This window comes from Pseudomonas sp. 3-2, from assembly GCF_019710535.1.
GTDB classification, from domain to species: domain Bacteria; phylum Pseudomonadota; class Gammaproteobacteria; order Pseudomonadales; family Pseudomonadaceae; genus Aquipseudomonas; species Aquipseudomonas pharyngis.
In genome coordinates this window covers 4,065,990-4,086,005 of record NZ_CP081200.1, presented here as the reverse complement: position 1 = coordinate 4,086,005, position 20,016 = coordinate 4,065,990, and the positions used below count along the sequence as shown (strand labels likewise).

Genomic DNA, 20,016 nt, shown 5'->3' with positions numbered 1-20,016 from the left:
ATTGGATCTCTGCCGAGCACAAAATCTGTGTTCGCTGGAGGTCTCCTGTGGGAGCGGGCTTGCCCGCGAATGCCGCGACGCGGACTTATGCCGAATGACGAACCATGTCTACATGCGGAATCCCGGCTTCGAGGAATTCCTCGCTGACCAGATTGAAACCCAGGCGCTCATAGAACGCCGTGGCCTGCACCTGGGCGCTGAGCATCTGCTGCTTCAGTCCGCGCTCCTCTGCTTCGGCGATGACCGCTTGCATCAGCGCATCGCCGACCTTCAGGCCACGCCAGTCCTTGAGCACCGAAACCCGGCCAACATGTCCGTCGGGCAAAAGGCGGGCGGTGCCGATCGGAAAGTCGCCTTCGAAAGCCAGGAAGTGCACCGCTGTGGCGTCGTCGGCGTCCCACTCAAGCTCGGGTGGAACCGATTGTTCGGCAATGAACACCGTTTCGCGAATGCGGCGGATCTCGGCGTTGTCCTTTTGCCAGTCTGCAACACGTACGCGAATCTTATTCATCGTCTGCGAACCCCAGGCTTCCCTGTTTGACCAATTCGCACAGCAGGCCGCGACCGTCTTCGTCGCTCAGCCAGTCACCGAGGTTGTCGGTGTGCAGGGCGTCGGCGGAGCAGATCAGCTTCAGCAGCTCGCGCAGCTTGCCCGGCAGGTAACGGCTCTGGCCGCTGGCGAACAGCAACAGATCGTCATCGACGTCCGACCACGCCAGGCGCGCGCTCGGGTTGCGGATCAGGATGGCGCCGTCTTCGAGTGCGCCGAGCAAGTCTTCTTCCTCGACCTCTTCCGGGCCGACCACCAGCTCTGGATAACGCGGCTCGGTCATGTACTGGCCGAACCAGGTCAGCAGCAGGCGCTCATCGCTCATGTGCTCGGCGAGCAGTGCTTTCAGGCGGCCGAGTGCATCGTGCTGGATCTGATGTGGATCATCACTGACCGGTTTTGCATCGGCGTCGGTGTAGCGCTCTTCGTCAGTCAGGAACTGGCTGAGGAAGTCGGTGAAGTGGGTCAGCACTTCAGCGGCGCTTGGTGCGCGAAAGCCGACCGAGTAGGTCATGCAGTCATCGACGGCAACACCGCAGTGGGCCAGGCGCGGCGGCAGGTAGAGCATGTCGCCCGGTTCCAGAACCCACTCTTCGGTCTCGTGGAATTCGGCGAGGATGCGCAGGTCCGCGTGTTGCAGCAGCGGGCTTTCGGAGTCGCACATCTGGCCGATTTTCCAGTTGCGCTTGCCGTGGCCTTGCAGCAGGAACACGTCGTAGTTGTCGAAGTGCGGGCCGACGCTGCCACCCGGGGCGGCGAAGCTGATCATTACGTCGTCGACGCGCCAGCTCGGCAGGAAGCGGAAATTTTCCAGCAGCTCGCTGACTTCCGGCACGAACTGATCGACCGCCTGCACCAGCAGGGTCCACTCACGCTCCGGCAGTTTGCTGAATTCGTCCTCGGCGAATGGGCCGCGACGCAGTTCCCATGGACGCTCGCCGTGCTCGATCACCAGGCGCGATTCAACTTCTTCTTCCAGGGCTAGGCCGGCGAGTTCGTCGGCGTCGATCGGGCTTTCGAAATCAGGAATCGCCTGACGGATCAGCAGTGGTTTTTTCTGCCAGTAATCGCGCATGAATTCGCGCGCCGTAAGACCACCCAGAAGTTGAAGAGGAATATCGGGATTCATATGTAACCTATTGAAAAAAAGCATTTTTCAGACGGGAATAAAAACGCCCGGCGCGGCCGGGCGTCTCAAACGGGTCAAGCAGTCGATCAGATGCGTTTGGCTTGCGCTACAGCGTTGCCGATGTAGTTGGCCGGGGTCAGTTGCTTGAGCTCGGCTTTCGCAGCGGCCGGCATGTCCAGGCCATCGATGAAAGTCTGCAGCGCTTCAGGGCTGATGCCCTTGCCGCGAGTCAGTTCTTTCAGCTTCTCGTACGGGTTTTCGATGTTGTAGCGGCGCATCACGGTCTGGATCGGCTCGGCCAGGACTTCCCAGCACGCGTCCAGATCGGCAGCGATCTTGTCAGCGTTCAGCTCGAGCTTGCTGATGCCTTTGAGACTCGCTTCATAAGCGATCACGCTGTGGGCGAAGCCGACACCGAGGTTGCGCAGAACGGTGGAGTCGGTCAGGTCGCGCTGCCAGCGGGAAATCGGCAGTTTGCTCGCCAGGTGCTGGAACAGTGCGTTGGCAATGCCCAGGTTGCCTTCGGAGTTTTCGAAGTCGATCGGGTTGACCTTGTGCGGCATGGTCGACGAACCGATTTCGCCGGCAATGGTGCGCTGCTTGAAGTAACCCAGGGAGATGTAGCCCCAGATGTCACGGTCGAAGTCGATCAGGATGGTGTTGAAGCGCGCAATGGCGTCGAACAGCTCGGCGATGTAGTCGTGCGGCTCGATCTGCGTGGTGTACGGGTTGAAGCCCAGGCCCAGCTCGTCTTCGATGAAGGCGCGGGCGTTGGCTTCCCAGTCGATCTGCGGGTAGGCCGACAGGTGAGCGTTGTAGTTGCCGACAGCGCCGTTGATCTTGCCCAGCAGCGGAACGGCAGCGACCTGAGCGATCTGACGCTCGAGACGGTAAACCACGTTTGCCAGTTCTTTGCCCAGAGTGGTCGGCGAAGCCGGCTGGCCGTGGGTGCGCGACAGCATCGGCACGTCGGCGAAACGGATGGCCAGTTCGCGGATGGCGTTGGCGGTCTGGCGCATCAGCGGCAGCATCACGTCATCACGACCTTCGCGCAGCATCAGGGCGTGGGACAGGTTGTTGATGTCCTCACTGGTGCAGGCGAAGTGGATGAATTCGCTGACCTTGGCCAGCTCCGGCAGCTTGGCCGCCTGCTCCTTGAGCAGGTATTCGATCGCTTTGACGTCGTGGTTGGTGGTGCGCTCGATCTCTTTCACGCGCTCGGCGTGCTCCAGCGAGAAGTTCTCGGCCAGTTCATTCAGAACGGCGTTGGCTTCGGCGGAGAAGGCTGGCACTTCCGGGATGCCGGCGTGAGCGGCCAGGCGCTGGAGCCAGCGCACTTCAACCAGAACACGGGCACGGATCAGGCCGTACTCGCTGAAAATTGGGCGCAGGGCCTGGGTTTTGCCGGCGTAGCGGCCGTCAACAGGGGAAACCGCAGTGAGCGAAGAGAGCTGCATGGGGTGTTCTCGGACAGTCGGGCAACGAAATGGGGCGCGTATCATACATGAAAAAATCCGCCGGTCCGTCGCCAACTGACCGGCGTATTACGCGTTACAGGCTACAAAGCTTTTATTGCGCGACGATTTACTCGCTGCGCATCAACGGATACAGCTCTTTGAGCAATTTGCGCCGGCTGACGACCAACTGCCAGCGGTGACCGCCGAGCTGGCGCCAAAGGCGTGCCGAACGAATGCCGGCGAGCAGCAGGGCGCGGATCTTCGAGGCATTGCTCGGCTGCTGCAGGTTGCGCATGTCGCCGTGCACCTGAATGCGCTGGCGCAGCGTGCTCAGGGTGTCCTGATACAGCGCGCCGCAGGCCGCTATCACGTTTTCGTGGGCCGGGCCGAAATGCTCGACCTGCGACTGGATCTGCGGCAGACGCTTGCCGATCACGTCGAGCATGTCGTTGCGCTTGGCCAGTTGCCGCTCAAGACCAAGCATCGACAACGCGTAACGCAGCGGTTCGCGCTGCAAGGTGCTCGGGTCGCGCTCGAGGGCGCCGATCAGTGCGCGGTAACCCTCGCGCAGGTTGATGTCGTCGCCGCCGTAGACATCCAGCGTGTCTTTCGGGTCGCGAACCAGCAGGCTGCCGAGCATGCAGCTCAGGCCGGCCTCGTTGGTCTGGCCGGTCTTGGCGATCCGGTCGACCAGCACGGCGGCGAGAAACACGCCGCCCAGAGCGGTCAATTGCTCCTGAGTCGGGCTCATGCCTGGCCGCTCCACGGCTCGGCGACTTCGATCACGCCGCCACCGAGGCAGATTTCACCGTCATAGAACACCACTGACTGGCCCGGCGTGACTGCGCGTTGCGGCTCGTCGAACACGGCGCGATAGCCGGTCGCGGTTTTTTCCAGCGTGCAGGCCTGATCACTTTGGCGATAACGAACCTTGGCGGTCAGACGCAATGGCTGACTCAGATCGATCGGGTTGACCCAATAGATTTCCGAAGCGAGCAGGGCGCTGGAGAACAGCCACGGATGGTTGTTGCCCTGACCGACGATCAGCTCGTTGGTGTCCAGGTCCTTGCGCAGCACGTACCACGGCTCGTCGCCGGCGTCTTTCAGACCGCCGATGCCCAGGCCCTGGCGCTGGCCGATGGTGTGGTACATCAAACCGTGGTGACGGCCGATGACTTCGCCTTCGGTGGTCTTGATCTCGCCCGGTTGCGCCGGCAGGTATTGCTTGAGGAAATCGCTGAAACGACGCTCGCCGATGAAGCAGATCCCGGTGGAATCCTTCTTCTTGGCGGTTGCCAGCTCGTATTTCTCGGCAATTGCACGGACTTCCGGCTTTTCCAGCTCGCCGACCGGGAACAGGGTCTTGGCGATCTGTTCGCCGCCGACGGCGTGCAGGAAGTAGCTCTGATCCTTGTTCGGATCCAGGCCCTTGAGCAGTTCGGTGCGGCCGTCGATGTCGCGGCGGCGCACGTAGTGGCCGGTGGCGATCAGATCGGCGCCGAGCATCATGGCGTAGTCGAGGAACGCCTTGAACTTGATCTCGCGGTTGCACAGGATGTCCGGGTTCGGCGTGCGGCCGGCCTTGTATTCGGCCAGGAAGTGCTCGAACACGTTGTCCCAGTACTCGGCGGCGAAGTTGGCGGTGTGCAGCTTGATACCGATCTTGTCGCACACGGCCTGGGCATCCGCCAGGTCGTCCATGGCGGTGCAGTATTCCGTTCCGTCGTCTTCTTCCCAGTTCTTCATGAACAGGCCTTCCACTTCATAACCCTGCTCGATCAGCAGGAGAGCGGAAACGGAAGAGTCCACGCCGCCGGACATGCCGACAATGACGCGCTTCTTGGATGTGTCAGAAGGGGCTGGATCACGCATAGGGATTCAATGAGTGTCTTGAAAAAGGACGCGATTCTATCAGGCTCACGGCCTCAAGGCTAAAGGGAAGGGCGGATCAGTTCGAGGCCGAAGCGATTGCCGGCCAGATAATCGTCGATGCAACGGATGATCAGCTCGCTGCGCCAGTTATCGCGCTGGGCCAATAATTCGTCGCGGGTCAGCCACTTGGCGCCGACGATGCCGTCGTCCAGTTGATAATCCGGGTGGTGTTTTACCGCTTCGGCGCTGAAGCATACCCGCTGGTAAGTCACGCCGTTGCTCGGGGCGGTGTACAGATAAATGCCGATGACGGCGGTGGGTTCGACGTCCCAGCCGGTTTCCTCGAGGGTTTCGCGCACGGCGGCTTCGATCAGGGTTTCGTCCGGATCCAGATGGCCGGCCGGCTGATTGAGCACGTTACGCCCGGCCTTGTGTTCCTCGACCATCAGGAAGCGGCCGTTGTCCTCGACGATGGTGGCGACAGTGATGTGGGGGAGCCATTGCATTGATTGAATCTCCTGGGCGAAAGGCAGAAACACAAACCCCGGCGCATGGCCGGGGTTTGTGATGTTCCCTTTACAACCTTAAACCAGCGCAGCGATGGCCGCGTTGAAGGTTGCGCTTGGGCGCATAGCCTTGCTGATCAGCTCGGCGTCGGCGTGGTAGTAACCACCGATGTCCACTGGCTTGCCCTGAACGGCGTTGAGCTCGGCGACGATGGTCGCTTCGTTCTCGGTCAGGGTCTTGGCCAGGGTCGCGAACTGCGCTTGCAGTGCAGCGTCTTCAGTCTGGGCGGCCAGGGCTTGTGCCCAGTACATCGCCAGGTAGAAGTGGCTGCCGCGGTTGTCGATGTTGCCGACTTTGCGCGATGGCGACTTGTTGTTGTCGAGGAACTGGCCGGTGGCCTGGTCCAGGGTCTTGGACAGAACCAGCGCTTTCGGGTTGTTGTAGTTCACACCCAGGTGCTCGAGAGAAGCGGCCAGGGCCAGGAATTCACCCAGCGAATCCCAGCGCAGGAAGTTCTCTTCGACCAGTTGCTGCACGTGCTTCGGAGCCGAACCGCCGGCGCCGGTTTCGAACAGGCCACCGCCGTTCATCAGCGGCACGATCGACAGCATCTTGGCGCTGGTGCCCAGTTCCATGATCGGGAACAGGTCGGTCAGGTAGTCGCGCAGTACGTTGCCGGTCACCGAAATGGTGTCCTTGCCTTCGCGGGTGCGCTGCAGGGTGTATTTCATGGCATCGACCGGCGCCATGATCTGGATGTCCAGACCAGCGGTGTCGTGATCCTTCAGGTAAGCCTGAACCTTCTCGATCACCACGCCGTCGTGGGCGCGCATCGGGTCCAGCCAGAAAATGGCTGGAGTTGCGCTTGCACGAGCACGGTTGACGGCCAGTTTGACCCAGTCCTGGATCGGCGCGTCTTTGGTCTGGCACATGCGGAAGATGTCGCCGGCTTCAACAGCCTGCTCCATCAGCAGGGTGCCTTTGCTGTCGGTCACGCGAACCACGCCGTCGGCCTTGATCTGGAAGGTCTTGTCGTGGGAGCCGTATTCTTCAGCCTTTTTCGCCATCAGGCCAACGTTTGGCACGCTGCCCATGGTGGTCGGATCGAAAGCGCCGTTGGCTTTGCAATCTTCGATCACCGCCTGGTAGATGGTGGCGTAGCAGCGATCCGGGATCACAGCCTTGGTGTCGTGCAGCTGGCCGTCGGTGCCCCACATCTTGCCGGAGTCACGGATCATGGCCGGCATCGAGGCGTCGACGATAACGTCGCTCGGCACGTGCAGGTTGGTGATGCCTTTGTCGGAGTTGACCATCGCCAGCGACGGACGAACGGCATAGACCGCTTGCACGTCAGCTTCGATCTGGGCTTGCTGCTCGGCCGGCAGGGATTTGATGCGGGCGTACAGGTCGCCGATGCCGTTGTTCAGGTTGAAGCCGATCTCGGCCAGCACGTCGGCGTGCTTGGTCAGGGCGTCCTTGTAGAACTCGGCAACGATCTGGCCGAACATGATCGGGTCGGAGACCTTCATCATGGTGGCTTTCAGGTGAACCGACAGCAGCACGCCTTGTTGCTTGGCGCTGTCGATTTCAGCGGCGATGAACGCGCGCAGGGCCTTTTTGCTCATCACGGAGCAGTCGAGGATCTCGCCCGCCTGAACGGTGGTTTTTTCTTTCAGGACGGTGGTGGTGCCGTCTTGGGCGACCAGCTCGATTTTCACGGTGTCAGCGGCGTCGATCAGGGCCGCTTTTTCGCTGCCGTAGAAATCGCCGGTGCTCATGTGAGCGACGTGGGACTTGGAGTCCTTGGCCCAGGCGCCCATTTTGTGTGGGTGCTTGCGAGCGTAGTTCTTGACCGACAACGGCGCGCGACGGTCGGAGTTGCCTTCACGCAGAACCGGGTTCACGGCGCTGCCCTTGACCTTGTCGTAACGCGCCTTGGCATCTTTGTCGGCGTCGCTGGTCACGGTTTCCGGGTAGTCCGGCAGGTTGTAGCCCTGGGCCTGCAGTTCTTTGATCGCGGCTTGCAGTTGCGGAACCGAGGCGCTGATGTTCGGCAGCTTGATGATGTTGGCTTCAGGCGTAACGGCCAGGTCGCCCAGTTCGGCGAGGTGGTCGGCTACGGCTTTGTCGCCCAGTTGCTCGGGGAAGCTGGCCAGAATACGTGCTGCAAGAGAGATATCGCGGGTTTCCACGGCGATATCGGCCGAGGCGGTGTAAGCCTCGATGATCGGCAGCAGGGAATAGGTGGCGAGGGCTGGAGCTTCGTCGGTGAAGGTATAGATGATCTTCGAGCGGGTGGGCATATTCGGATTAACTCTCTCTTCTTTGCTAAAGCGTGCGCAGAAACTCGAGGGGCGCCGGGTAAGCGCGTTCGTTCAAAGTCATCCATGAACCGAATGTCGAGATTCTTCGCGGTGATGTTGGGTGCATCAGTAGAGCGTCAAGCAGTCGGACTGCGGTAACAACCCGACCAATCAGGCGGAAAGTCTCGTGCTAGAGAGGCCAGCCGTCGTGACCCTTTGGTCAGCGGGCGGCATTATACATAGGTAGCTGGCAATCTGCCGATGGTTCATATGCAACGATTCTCGTCCATTGGTCTAAAGGTCGCAGGCCGGGGTGGGGCGTAGAGTCGCCGTGAATGCTTGAGATTGGCGCTTTTCCCTTTGCTTTCAGGCTTGTACGAACCGAGATGTGGTCGCGCCCGGAACAGAGGGTTTGCGTGTTGATTTAACTGGGTTACGCTCGAACCAAGCCAGATGTTCAATCCAAACAATGGAGTTCAGCATGGGTTACAAGAAGATTCAGGTTCCAGCCGTCGGCGACAAAATCACCGTCAACGCAGACCATTCTCTCAATGTCCCTGATAACCCGATCATTCCCTTCATCGAAGGTGACGGCATTGGCGTCGACGTCAGCCCTGTGATGATCAAAGTGGTTGATGCTGCCGTAGAGAAAGCCTACGGGGGCAAGCGCAAGATTTCCTGGATGGAGGTTTATGCTGGCGAAAAAGCGACTCAAGTCTATGACCAGGACACCTGGCTGCCCCAGGAAACCCTGGACGCCGTCAAGGATTACGTGGTTTCCATCAAGGGCCCGCTGACCACTCCAGTCGGTGGCGGCATCCGCTCCCTCAACGTCGCCCTGCGCCAACAGCTCGATCTCTATGTCTGCCTGCGCCCGGTGGTGTGGTTCGAGGGCGTGCCGAGCCCGGTGAAAAAGCCCGGCGACGTCGATATGGTGATCTTCCGCGAGAACTCCGAAGACATTTATGCCGGTATCGAATGGAAGGCCGGCTCCCCTGAGGCCACCAAGGTCATCAAATTCCTGAAAGAAGAAATGGGCGTCACCAAGATCCGTTTCGACCAGGACTGCGGCATCGGCATCAAGCCGGTTTCGAAAGAAGGCACCAAGCGTCTGGTGCGCAAGGCCCTGCAATACGTAGTGGACAATGACCGCAAGTCGCTGACCATCGTACACAAGGGCAACATCATGAAATTCACCGAAGGCGCCTTCAAGGACTGGGGTTATGAGGTGGCGAAGGAAGAATTCGGCGCCGAGCTGCTTGATGGCGGCCCATGGATGAAATTCAAGAATCCGAAAACCGGCCGCGAGGTCGTCGTCAAGGACGCGATCGCCGATGCCATGCTCCAGCAGATCCTGCTGCGTCCGGCCGAGTACGATGTGATCGCCACCCTCAACCTCAACGGTGACTACCTGTCCGACGCCCTGGCGGCGGAGGTGGGCGGTATCGGTATCGCGCCCGGTGCCAACCTGTCCGACACCGTGGCCATGTTCGAGGCGACCCACGGTACCGCGCCGAAATATGCCGGCAAGGACCAGGTCAACCCGGGTTCGGTGATCCTGTCGGCGGAGATGATGCTGCGCCACCTGGGCTGGACCGAGGCGGCCGACCTGATCATCAAGGGCACCAATGGCGCCATCAAGGCCAAGACCGTGACCTACGACTTCGAACGTCTGATGGAAGGCGCCACACTGGTGTCTTCTTCGGGCTTCGGCGAAGCGCTGATCAAGCATATGTAAGAAAGACGGCTGCAACGAAACCGCCCGGCTCGAGTGATCGAGCCGGGCGGTTTGTTTTCTGGCAGGTGTTCGGGTTGCTTCAGCTGGTCACTGATTGGTGATGAGCGGCAGCAGCAGCAGCCGAGGCGGCATCTTTCGCGGCCTCGACATTGACATTCTGAATTTTTGTGGCATGCAGGCCTTTGGGCCCTTGCACGATCTCGAATTTGACGATTTGCCCGGCTTTCAGGGTTTTGTACCCCTCCATCTCAATGGTGGAGTAGTGGGCAAATAAATCGATGGTCTTACCATCTTCATCATGTCCCATGGGGCCATCGGCGTTGATGAAACCGAACCCCTTGGCATTGTTGAACCATTTCACCTTGCCGACAGCCATGCTCAAATCCCTCTGCAACAGTCTCCATCGCTGGAGTATCATCCAATTCATCCGCAGTCGAATCCGTTAAAAAGATTGACTCCGCGGATCTTTTTTCCCCACTGTGGGTTCTATTGGTTGTAACACCGTTTTCCCGATAGTCAAGGTGACCGGGCAGTCGGAGTTGAAAACGTGTCAAGCCGCCCCCACCACTGTATTTGCACAACTGACGAACCTTTCTTTCCATGCATGCAATCAGCCAGATTCGACTAACATTCAATCAGGATCGCCCGCTTCTCCAAAAGGATCTTCCACAGGAGCACGACGACGATTCGGCAGGCGTTGCTGTTCAGGAAGCAAAGCCTGCGTTACAGGCGCCGCCGATGTACAAGGTGGTTTTGTTCAATGATGACTACACACCGATGGATTTCGTCGTCGAAGTGCTCGAGGTGTTTTTTAACCTGAATCGCGAGCTGGCGACCAAGGTCATGCTGGCCGTCCACACAGAAGGGCGGGCAGTATGTGGAGTGTTTACCCGCGACATCGCCGAGACAAAGGCCATGCAGGTCAACCAGTACGCCAGGGAAAGCCAGCATCCGCTACTCTGTGAAATCGAGAAGGACGGTTAATCGCCGACCACTTGGGTATGAGGTGAAGCTATGTTAAACCGCGAGCTCGAAGTCACCCTCAATCTTGCCTTCAAGGAGGCACGTTCGAAACGTCATGAGTTCATGACCGTCGAACACCTGCTGCTGGCCCTATTGGACAATGAGGCTGCCGCCACCGTATTGCGTGCCTGCGGCGCAAACCTCGACAAACTCAAGCACGACCTGCAGGAGTTCATCGACTCCACCACGCCACTGATCCCCGTCCATGACGAGGATCGCGAAACCCAGCCAACCCTGGGCTTCCAGCGTGTGCTGCAACGTGCTGTCTTTCATGTGCAGAGCTCGGGCAAACGCGAAGTGACCGGCGCCAACGTGCTGGTTGCAATCTTCAGTGAGCAAGAGAGTCAGGCGGTGTTCCTGCTGAAACAGCAGAGCGTTGCACGCATTGATGTCGTCAACTATATCGCCCACGGCATTTCCAAAGTGCCGGGGCATGGCGATCACTCTGAAGGTGAACAAGATATGCAGGACGACGAGGGCGGTGAGTCTTCTTCTTCAGGCAATCCGCTGGACGCTTATGCCAGCAATCTTAACGAACTTGCACGCCAGGGCCGGATCGATCCGCTAGTCGGGCGTGAAACGGAAGTTGAGCGTGTCGCGCAGATTCTTGCGCGCCGTCGCAAGAACAATCCGCTGCTGGTGGGCGAGGCGGGCGTGGGTAAAACCGCGATTGCCGAAGGCCTGGCCAAGCGCATTGTCGACAACCAGGTGCCGGACCTGCTGGCCAACAGCGTCGTTTACTCACTCGATCTGGGTGCTCTGCTCGCGGGCACCAAGTATCGCGGTGATTTCGAGAAGCGCTTCAAGGCGCTGCTCAACGAACTGAAAAAACGTCCGCAGGCGATCCTGTTCATCGACGAGATCCACACCATCATTGGTGCGGGTGCTGCGTCCGGTGGCGTCATGGATGCCTCGAACCTGCTCAAACCGCTGCTGTCGTCTGGCGACATTCGCTGCATCGGCTCGACCACGTTCCAGGAATTCCGTGGCATCTTCGAAAAAGACCGTGCCCTGGCGCGTCGCTTCCAGAAGGTCGATGTGGTCGAGCCGTCGGTGGAGGACACCATCGGTATCCTGCGCGGCCTGAAAGGTCGCTTCGAACAGCACCACAACATCGAATACAGCGATGAGTCGCTGCGCGCCGCTGCGGAACTGGCTTCGCGCTACATCAATGACCGGCACATGCCGGACAAGGCCATCGACGTGATCGACGAGGCGGGCGCCTACCAGCGTCTGCAGCCGGTCGAGAAGCGCGTGAAACGCATCGAAGTCCCTGAAGTCGAGGACATCGTGGCGAAAATCGCGCGTATTCCGCCGAAGCATGTCACCAGCTCCGACAAGGAACTGCTGCGTAATCTGGAGCGTGACCTGAAGCTGACGGTGTTCGGACAGGACGCGGCGATCGATTCGCTGTCGACTGCGATCAAGCTGTCCCGTGCCGGTCTGAAGTCGCCCGACAAGCCTGTTGGTTCGTTCCTGTTCGCAGGGCCGACCGGTGTCGGTAAAACCGAAGCCGCGCGTCAATTGGCCAAGGCGCTGGGGATCGAACTGGTTCGCTTCGACATGTCCGAGTACATGGAGCGCCACACCGTATCGCGTTTGATCGGTGCACCTCCGGGTTACGTCGGTTTCGACCAAGGCGGTTTGTTGACCGAAGCGATCACCAAGCAACCGCATTGCGTATTGCTGCTCGATGAAATCGAGAAGGCGCATCCGGAAGTCTTCAATCTGCTGTTGCAGGTGATGGACCACGGTACGCTGACTGACAACAACGGGCGCAAGGCGGACTTCCGCAACGTGATCGTGATCATGACCACCAACGCCGGTGCTGAAACGGCGGCACGTGCTTCGATCGGTTTCACCCATCAGGACCACTCGTCCGATGCGATGGAAGTGATCAAGAAGAGCTTCACGCCGGAATTCCGCAACCGCCTGGATACCATCATTCAATTTGGTCGCCTCAGTCACGAGGTTATCAAAAGCGTGGTGGACAAGTTCCTTACCGAGCTTCAGGCGCAGCTGGAAGACAAGCGGGTGCTTCTGGAAGTCACCGATGCGGCGCGCAGTTGGCTGGCGGCCGGTGGTTACGATTCGGCCATGGGCGCTCGTCCGATGGCGCGTCTGATCCAGGACAAGATCAAGCGTCCGCTGGCGGAGGAGATTCTGTTTGGCGAGCTGGCCGAGCATGGCGGTGTGGTTCACATCGACATCAAGGATGGTGAGTTGACGTTTGACTTCGAGACCACTGCAGAAATGGCCTGATGGCTGGTAAGTGAAAAGGCGCCTTCGGGCGCCTTTTTATTGTCTGTTTGTTTGGTGTGAATATCCGTTGTTGCGGTAACGGCTTCTTAGGGTTCCGCCCTTACGGCGGGTCACTTTTGGCAAACGCCCTCTGTGTCAGGCTACCTGTCGCCCTTGTTGATTGACTCGTTCATTCAAGAGGGTGAAGGTGCATAACAATGTCCAATTTAGGCAAGCGCTACGACAGCGACTTCAAAGACTGGGTCGTTTTGCAAATGATGCCGCCCTTTAATCGGTCAGTGGCAGAACTTGCCGTTGCACTCAATCTCACGCCACAGTCGCTGCGAAACTGGAGACAAATGGCCAGAGACAAAGGCTTGATCGTTCCAGGAAACGGCAAAACCAGTGACCAATGGTCTAGCGCCGATAAATTCAATGCTGTTATGGAAACCGCGCCGTTGAGCGAGGTGGAAATTTCTCAGTATTGCCGAATAAAGGGCATTTACCCTGAGCAAATTCAGCAGTGGAGACTGGCCTGTCAAAACGCCAATCCGGTCGTTGATCTCAACTCTCGAACCTCTAAAACGGCCGAGCAACGGCGTATCAAAATACTCGAGCGTCAATTGATCCAGTCAGATGCCGGACGTGCGGAGGCGGTGGCCTTGCTGGAGCTCAGAAAAAAAGCCAATGCGATCTGGGGCAAGGACAAGGAAGACTGATTAACGCCGCTGATCGTACGCAAGCCATGAAGTTGATTGCAGACGCAGTGCAGAGCGGCGCTCGTCGATATCGAGCCTGCAATGAGTTGGGGTTGAGCCTGCGTACAGTCCAGCGCTGGCGATATGCTGACTGTGATGGGCGACTGCTGGCTAAACGGGCAGCTCCGGCTAACAAGCTCAGTGAGTCGGAATGCCAAGCGGTACTTGATGCTGCCAATCAGGCTGGCTACGCCAGCCTTACTCCGCACCAGATCGTCCCCAAACTGGCCGATGAAGGCATCTATCTGGCTTCGGAATCGACGTTTTACCGAGTGTTAAAAGCGGCTCATCAAAACGTGCGTCGCGGCCGAACCAAAGCCCCGAAACGTAGGGTGCTGACGACGCATTGTGCCGATGGCCCCAACCAGGTGTGGTGCTGGGATATCACTTGGTTGCCAAGCACCGTCAGAGGTCGATTTTTCTACTGGTACATGGTCAAGGATGTCTACAGCCGCAAACTGGTCGCCAATGAAGTGCACGAAGTGGAATGCGCCGAACACGCATGCGAGCTGCTTAGAAAGGGATGCTTACGTGAACATACAGCGGGTCGCCCGCTGGTGCTGCACTCGGATAACGGACACGTGATGAGAGGTTCTTTGCTGCGTGAAAGCATGGTTGCACTTGGCGTCGAGCCTTCTTTTAGCCGGCCAAGGGTAAGTAACGATAACGCATATGCAGAGGCACTTTTCCGCACTGCAAAGTACTGCCCGCTCTGGCCGGATCAACCATTTGATACGGTCATTGATGCGAGGCTTTGGGTGCAGAAATTCATCGAGTGGTACAACGAAGATCATCGCCATAGCGCTTTGAAATACGTGACGCCAAACGAGAGGCACGAAGGCAAAGCGACGATGCTATTACAAGCAAGAGCAGCGCTTTATGAGGATGCCAGGAAAGCTAATCCGAGCCGTTGGAGCACTCGGACACGCAACTGGAAACTAGCTGATGCGGTGTATTTAAACCCAGAGCGCCCTGACTTTAAGGGCTCAACTGGCTAACAACGATTGGAACAAGGCGACAGGTGCCTTGACACGCACCGAACGCCCCAAAAGTAACCAAAAGGTCTCTAACCCTGACGTACGGCCCCTCGCTAAGGCTCGGGGTTCCTTCGCTCCGGGATTGATCCGGGGGCATCGCCTACGGTTTGCTTCGCTGCACCTCCTCTCGATGCATGCGGCTTCGCCGCACGGTCGCTGCGCTCCCACCCCCGGATCAATCCCTCCACTCAGCCTGCCGACGGGCCCTGCGATCAAAAGCGGTACTCGAGCTAACGCTCATCGTGTTGCGTGGTGAGGAGTGGGGGGCTCTTGATCTGGCTTTTGCTTTTGCTTTGGCTTTGGCTTTTGATTTTTTGCCCCTTCGGCAGGCCGAGCGGAGGTGTCCATCAGGGGGTAGGCGCGTAGCGCCGTGCGGCGAAGCCGCATACATCGAGAGGAGGTGCAGCGAAGCAAACCGTAGGCGATGCCCCCTGGTGGACACCGTAGCGAGGGAACACTGAGCCTAAGCGAAGTGCCGTACGCCGGGGCAAAAGCCTTTTGCTTACTTTTCGGCGTTTGGAAAAGTGAGTCGCTGTAAGAGCGAAACCATAAGAAGCCGTTACCGCAGCAACGGATATACACCCAAAACTCAAGCGCAAACCCAAAACCCAGACAAACAAAAACGCCCGGCAAATGCCGGGCGTCTTGTATTGACTTGATTAGCGAGCGCGGTAAGTAATACGCCCTTTGCTCAAGTCATAGGGCGTCAGCTCGACGCGCACTTTGTCACCGGTAAGAATACGAATGTAGTTCTTGCGCATCTTGCCGGAAATATGCGCGGTTACGACGTGCCCATTTTCCAACTCCACACGAAACATGGTGTTGGGCAGGGTGTCGACGACAGTGCCTTCCATTTCGAAGCTGTCTTCTTTCGACATGCAGTAAAGCCCTCGGTATCCAATGAATGGCCCGGTGCAACTGCGCCAGGCAAAAGCGGCGTGCATTGTGCCCGAAAAATGGGGTTTACGCCAAGGGGTTTAGGGTCTGCATTCAGTTCAGGATGACCCAGCGCTGATTAATGAGCAGTTCGATGGGCCGATATTGGGTCTTGTAGTTCATCTTTTTGCAGTTTTTGATCCAATAGCCCAGGTACACCGCTTCAAGCCCCAGGCGTTGGGCTTCGGCGATTTGCCAGAGGATGGCGTAGCGCCCCAGGCTGCGGCGTTCTTCCTGCGGTTCGTAAAAGGTGTAGACCGCGGACAGGCCGTTGGGCAGCAGGTCGGTGACGGCGACTGCAAGTAACCGTCCGTCGAGCCGGAACTCATAAAAGCGTGAGAAGGGCAGGTCGCGTACCAGAAAAGTCGAGAATTGATCGCGGCTCGGCGGGTACATGTCGCCATCCGCGTGGCGCTGTTCGATGTAGCGTTGATAGAGGTCGAAGTACTCTTCGCTGAACGCCGGCTTGACCGGGCGCACCTGCAAATCGATGTTGCGCTTGAAAATGCGTTTCTGCTGCCGGTTGGGATTGAACTGTGCCACCGGAATGCGCGCAGGCACGCAGGCATTGCAGTTCTGGCAATGCGGGCGGTAAAGATGATCGCCGCTGCGACGAAAGCCCATTTCCGACAGATCTGCGTAGACATGCACATCCATGGGCTGGCTCGGATCGAGAAACAGGGTCGTCGCCTGTTCCTCGGGCAGATAACTGCAAGAGTGAGGCTGAGTGGCATAAAACTTCAAACGCGCCAACTCGGTCATGATCAACCCTCAAGGGTAAGCTGGTGAATTAAGTGTAAGCCACGCGCGCAAAAGTCGCTCAGCAAACCCAGGTCGCATGATTGGGTTGATCGAGGTGCCTGGCCAGATAGTCGGCGAATGTCTGCCGTGAAATGGCCCGGGCGCCAAGGCTGTGCAGGTGATCGGTCGGCATCTGGCAGTCGATCAGCACGAAACCCGCTTCCTTAAGATGTTGCACCAGCGTGGCAAAGCCGTACTTGGAAGCATTGTCCGCACGACTGAACATTGACTCGCCAAAGAACAGTTGCCCCATCGCTAGGCCGTACAGGCCTCCGACCAGTTCGCCCTGATCCCGTACCTCCACCGAGTGAGCAAAACCGCGCCGATGCAGTTCGATATAGGCGTTCTGCATCGCCTCGGTGATCCAGGTGCCGTCGGCGTATTCCCTGGGGGCGGCGCAGGCGCGGATCACGGCGTCGAAATCCTGATCGAAGGTCACTTGATAACGCTGTTTGCGCATCAATTTGCCGAGGCTGCGCGAGACGTGCAGTTCGTCGGGAAAAAGTACGGTGCGCGGATCCGGCGACCACCAGAGAATCGGCTGACCTTCGGAAAACCACGGAAAACAGCCGTGGCGATAGGCCTGGATCAGGCGATCGGCGGACAGGTCGCCGCCGGCCGCCAGCAATCCGTTGGGATCGCGCATGGCCTTTTCCAGTGGCGGGAAAGTCAGTGAGTTGCGTTGTAACCAAGTCAGCATGGCGTCCAGGCTTGCAGAAGGGGAGGGCGGTGGGCAGTGGGCCCGCGGTAAAGTGTGCCGGGAAATGACGCGAATGTCCTCCGTTGCAGTACGGCTTTTGCGTAGCTGCAACTTGAGCATCCGGATGCGGTCGTAATCGGGCGCAACACCGGTGCGAGCAAGCTTGCCGACGTCAATGTGTGGCGTTCATGGGAGATGAGGCGCGAATGCTTCGCTACGTTCATCAAATACACCTCATAAGCCTTTGTCACAAAAGACAATGCATGCTCAAATTGAACGCCGGGTGTTGTGCGTTTGGCTATGCTTGAACCAGAGACCTGGAAGCATGGCATCGAACGCGCAAACCCGTACAATGCCGGGCTGTTACAGAATATTCGCCGCGTGCCGTGTTTATAAAAGGCGGGGCGCAGTGTTAAAAGTAGTCTCCGTTGCGCCTGTCAATTTTTTACCTGCCTGGATTGGGCAGTTTTTTATCGTCATTCAATAGATGGACGCGCCTCTGGCGCAGGAAAAGAAGCGTTTTGAAGAAATCCACGGAAGCACCAAAAACAGTCGTTCCGCTTTGGCGCCAGCAATTGCACTACCGGCTCAAGGAAGGTGCATTGATCGCCATCGGCGCCTTGTGCCTGTTCCTGATGATGGCTTTGCTGACCTACGGCAAGGACGATCCGGGCTGGAGCCACAACAGCAAGATCGATGACGTGCAGAATTTCGGTGGCCCGGCGGGCTCCTACAGCGCCGACATCCTGTTCATGGTGTTGGGTTACTTCGCGTACATCTTCCCGTTGCTGCTGGCGATCAAGGCGTATCAGATCTTCCGTCAGCGTCACGAGCCGTGGCAGTGGAGCGGCTGGCTGTTCTCCTGGCGCCTGATCGGTCTGGTGTTTCTGGTGTTGTCCGGCGCTGCACTGGCGCACATTCATTTCCATGCAGCCACCGGATTGCCGGCCGGCGCGGGTGGTGCGCTGGGTGAAAGCCTCGGTGACCTGGCCCGCAACGCCCTGAACATTCAGGGCAGCACGTTGCTGTTTATTGCACTGTTCCTGTTCGGCCTGACGGTGTTCACCGACCTGTCGTGGTTCAAGGTGATGGACATCACCGGCAAGATCACCCTCGACCTGTTCGAACTGTTCCAGGGCGCGGTCAACCGCTGGTGGTCGGCGCGTACCGAGCGCAAGCAACTGGTTGCGCAACTTCGGGAAGTCGACGATCGCGTACATGACGTTGTTGCACCGACGGTCACCGACAAACGCGAGCAGGCCAAGGTCAAGGAACGTCTGATCGAGCGCGAACAGGCCCTGAGCAAGCACATGTCCGAGCGCGAGAAACAGGTGCCGCCGGTCATCGCCCCGGCCCCGGTCAAGGCGCCGGAGCCAAGCAAGCGCGTGCAGAAAGAGAAGCAGGTGCCGTTGTTCGTCGACAGCGCCGTGGAAGGCACCTTGCCGCCGATCTCGATTCTCGATCCTGCGGAAAAGAAACAACTCAATTATTCGCCTGAATCCCTGGCGGCGGTCGGCCACTTGCTGGAGATCAAGCTCAAGGAATTCGGCGTCGAAGTCACCGTGGATTCGATCCATCCCGGCCCGGTTATTACCCGTTACGAAATCCAGCCTGCTGCGGGCGTGAAGGTCAGCCGTATCGCTAACCTGGCGAAAGACCTTGCACGTTCGCTGGCCGTGACCAGTGTGCGGGTGGTGGAAGTGATTCCGGGCAAGACCACGGTCGGTATCGAAATTCCCAACGAAGACCGGCAGATCGTGCGCTTCTCTGAAGTGCTGTCGACCCCTGAGTACGACAACTTCAAATCGCCGGTCACCCTGGCCCTGGGCCACGACATCGGCGGTAAACCGGTCATCACTGACCTGGCGAAAATGCCGCACCTGCTGGTGGCCGGTACCACCGGTTCCGGTAAGTCGGTGGGTGTGAACGCGATGATTCTGTCGATCCTGTTCAAGTCCGGCCCGGATGACGCCAAGCTGATCATGATCGACCCGAAAATGCTCGAGCTGTCGATCTACGAAGGCATTCCGCACCTGCTGTGCCCGGTCGTGACCGACATGAAGGACGCCGCCAACGCCCTGCGCTGGAGCGTGGCCGAGATGGAGCGTCGCTACAAGCTGATGGCGAAGATGGGCGTGCGAAACCTGTCCGGCTTCAACGCCAAGGTCAAGGAAGCCCAGGACGCCGGCGAGCCGCTGAGCGATCCGCTGTACAAACGCGAAAGCATCCACGACGAAGCGCCGCTGTTGCAGAAGCTGCCGACCATCGTCGTGGTCGTGGACGAATTCGCCGACATGATGATGATCGTCGGCAAGAAGGTAGAAGAACTGATCGCCCGTATCGCCCAGAAGGCGCGTGCGGCCGGTATCCACCTGATCCTCGCGACCCAACGGCCGTCGGTGGATGTGATCACCGGTCTGATCAAGGCCAACATCCCGACGCGGATGGCGTTCCAGGTATCGAGCAAGATCGACTCCCGGACCATCATCGACCAAGGCGGCGCCGAACAACTGCTCGGCCACGGTGACATGCTTTACATGCCGCCGGGCACCAGCCTGCCGATCCGGGTTCACGGCGCATTTGTGTCCGACGATGAAGTTCACCGGGTGGTTGAAGCCTGGAAACTGCGCGGCGCGCCGGAATACAACGACGACATCCTCAATGGTGTCGAAGAGGCGGGCAGTGGTTTCGAAGGCAGCAGCGGCGGCGGTGACGGCGACGATCCGGAAGCCGACGCGCTGTACGACGAAGCCGTGCAATTCGTGCTCGAAAGCCGCCGTGCCTCCATCTCCGCTGTACAGCGCAAGCTGAAGATCGGCTACAACCGTGCCGCACGCATGATCGAAGCCATGGAAATGGCCGGGGTCGTGACGTCGATGAACACCAACGGTTCCCGCGAAGTCCTGGCCCCTGGCCCGGTACGCGACTGATTCGATACCCTGATCCAAATGCAATGGGCGGTGC

Annotated in this window: 16 protein-coding genes; 5 read left to right on the top strand and 11 right to left on the bottom strand. The window is 58.8% G+C overall.

Annotation, left to right across the window (positions count from 1 at the left end):
• Positions 1 to 85: 85 nt before the first annotated feature.
• From K3819_RS18430 to K3819_RS18400, 7 genes are all read right to left on the bottom strand, one after another.
• Positions 86 to 511 (bottom strand): GNAT family N-acetyltransferase, encoded by a 426-nt coding sequence (locus K3819_RS18430; RefSeq protein WP_039767415.1) that lies wholly within the window; start codon positions 509 to 511, stop codon positions 86 to 88.
• Positions 504 to 1,679 (bottom strand): cupin domain-containing protein, encoded by a 1,176-nt coding sequence (locus K3819_RS18425; RefSeq protein WP_007951451.1) that lies wholly within the window; start codon positions 1,677 to 1,679, stop codon positions 504 to 506. The genes K3819_RS18430 and K3819_RS18425 overlap by 8 nt, the downstream gene beginning before the upstream one ends.
• Before the next feature lie 86 nt (positions 1,680 to 1,765).
• Positions 1,766 to 3,136, bottom strand: coding sequence for an adenylosuccinate lyase (gene purB / locus K3819_RS18420; RefSeq protein ID WP_039767413.1), 1,371 nt, complete (start codon positions 3,134 to 3,136; stop codon positions 1,766 to 1,768).
• Between the two features lie 127 nt (positions 3,137 to 3,263).
• Positions 3,264 to 3,887 carry a high frequency lysogenization protein HflD gene (hflD, locus tag K3819_RS18415; RefSeq protein WP_039767411.1) on the bottom strand — a complete coding sequence of 208 codons (624 nt, stop codon included), beginning with the start codon at positions 3,885 to 3,887 and terminating at the stop codon, positions 3,264 to 3,266.
• The gene (mnmA, locus tag K3819_RS18410; protein ID WP_007951446.1) at positions 3,884 to 5,008 is read right to left on the bottom strand and encodes a tRNA 2-thiouridine(34) synthase MnmA; all 1,125 of its coding nucleotides are present in this window, start codon (positions 5,006 to 5,008) and stop codon (positions 3,884 to 3,886) included. Before mnmA ends, hflD begins: the two co-directional genes overlap by 4 nt.
• Before the next feature lie 59 nt (positions 5,009 to 5,067).
• On the bottom strand, positions 5,068 to 5,514 hold the full coding sequence (locus K3819_RS18405) for an NUDIX hydrolase (RefSeq protein WP_085612662.1): 447 nt from the start codon (positions 5,512 to 5,514) through the stop codon (positions 5,068 to 5,070).
• 78 nt (positions 5,515 to 5,592) lie between these two features.
• The gene (locus tag K3819_RS18400; protein ID WP_085612661.1) at positions 5,593 to 7,818 is read right to left on the bottom strand and encodes an NADP-dependent isocitrate dehydrogenase; all 2,226 of its coding nucleotides are present in this window, start codon (positions 7,816 to 7,818) and stop codon (positions 5,593 to 5,595) included.
• A 481-nt stretch (positions 7,819 to 8,299) separates the two neighbouring features.
• On the opposite strand from K3819_RS18400, the gene icd reads away from it, so the two are divergent.
• Complete coding sequence (gene icd, locus K3819_RS18395; RefSeq protein ID WP_007951441.1) at positions 8,300 to 9,556, top strand: NADP-dependent isocitrate dehydrogenase; 1,257 nt, start codon at positions 8,300 to 8,302, stop codon at positions 9,554 to 9,556.
• Between the two features lie 79 nt (positions 9,557 to 9,635).
• Here icd and K3819_RS18390 read toward each other — a convergent pair whose 3' ends face one another.
• Positions 9,636 to 9,932: a cold shock domain-containing protein gene (locus K3819_RS18390; RefSeq protein ID WP_221397664.1), complete on the bottom strand. Its 297-nt coding sequence runs from the start codon at positions 9,930 to 9,932 to the stop codon at positions 9,636 to 9,638.
• A 224-nt stretch (positions 9,933 to 10,156) separates the two neighbouring features.
• Between K3819_RS18390 and clpS the strand changes: the two genes are divergently transcribed.
• The 3 genes from clpS to K3819_RS18375 all read left to right on the top strand — a co-directional run bounded on the left by clpS (position 10,157) and on the right by K3819_RS18375 (position 14,576).
• Positions 10,157 to 10,540 carry an ATP-dependent Clp protease adapter ClpS gene (gene clpS, locus K3819_RS18385; RefSeq protein WP_011334948.1) on the top strand — a complete coding sequence of 128 codons (384 nt, stop codon included), beginning with the start codon at positions 10,157 to 10,159 and terminating at the stop codon, positions 10,538 to 10,540.
• 30 nt (positions 10,541 to 10,570) lie between these two features.
• Positions 10,571 to 12,841, top strand: coding sequence for an ATP-dependent Clp protease ATP-binding subunit ClpA (gene clpA / locus K3819_RS18380; protein ID WP_007951436.1), 2,271 nt, complete (start codon positions 10,571 to 10,573; stop codon positions 12,839 to 12,841).
• 197 nt (positions 12,842 to 13,038) lie between these two features.
• A protein-coding gene (locus tag K3819_RS18375; protein ID WP_139834536.1) for an IS3 family transposase occupies positions 13,039 to 14,576 on the top strand; the annotation gives its coding sequence in 2 pieces (ribosomal slippage) (positions 13,039 to 13,489 and positions 13,489 to 14,576; 1,539 coding nt in all).
• A 698-nt stretch (positions 14,577 to 15,274) separates the two neighbouring features.
• Here the strand turns inward: K3819_RS18375 and infA are convergent.
• The 3 genes from infA to aat all read right to left on the bottom strand — a co-directional run bounded on the left by infA (position 15,275) and on the right by aat (position 17,052).
• The gene (gene infA / locus K3819_RS18370) at positions 15,275 to 15,493 is read right to left on the bottom strand and encodes a translation initiation factor IF-1 (RefSeq protein WP_002553999.1); all 219 of its coding nucleotides are present in this window, start codon (positions 15,491 to 15,493) and stop codon (positions 15,275 to 15,277) included.
• Positions 15,494 to 15,605: 112 nt separating this feature from the next.
• Entirely contained in the window at positions 15,606 to 16,313 is a 708-nt protein-coding gene (locus K3819_RS18365) for an arginyltransferase (protein ID WP_007958178.1), read from the bottom strand.
• 58 nt (positions 16,314 to 16,371) lie between these two features.
• A complete protein-coding gene (gene aat, locus K3819_RS18360; protein ID WP_221397663.1) occupies positions 16,372 to 17,052 on the bottom strand; it encodes a leucyl/phenylalanyl-tRNA--protein transferase in 681 nt (226 codons plus the stop codon).
• 521 nt (positions 17,053 to 17,573) lie between these two features.
• Here aat and K3819_RS18355 point away from each other — a divergent pair.
• Positions 17,574 to 19,982, top strand: coding sequence for a DNA translocase FtsK (locus tag K3819_RS18355; protein WP_045121862.1), 2,409 nt, complete (start codon positions 17,574 to 17,576; stop codon positions 19,980 to 19,982).
• Positions 19,983 to 20,016: the final 34 nt, after the last annotated feature.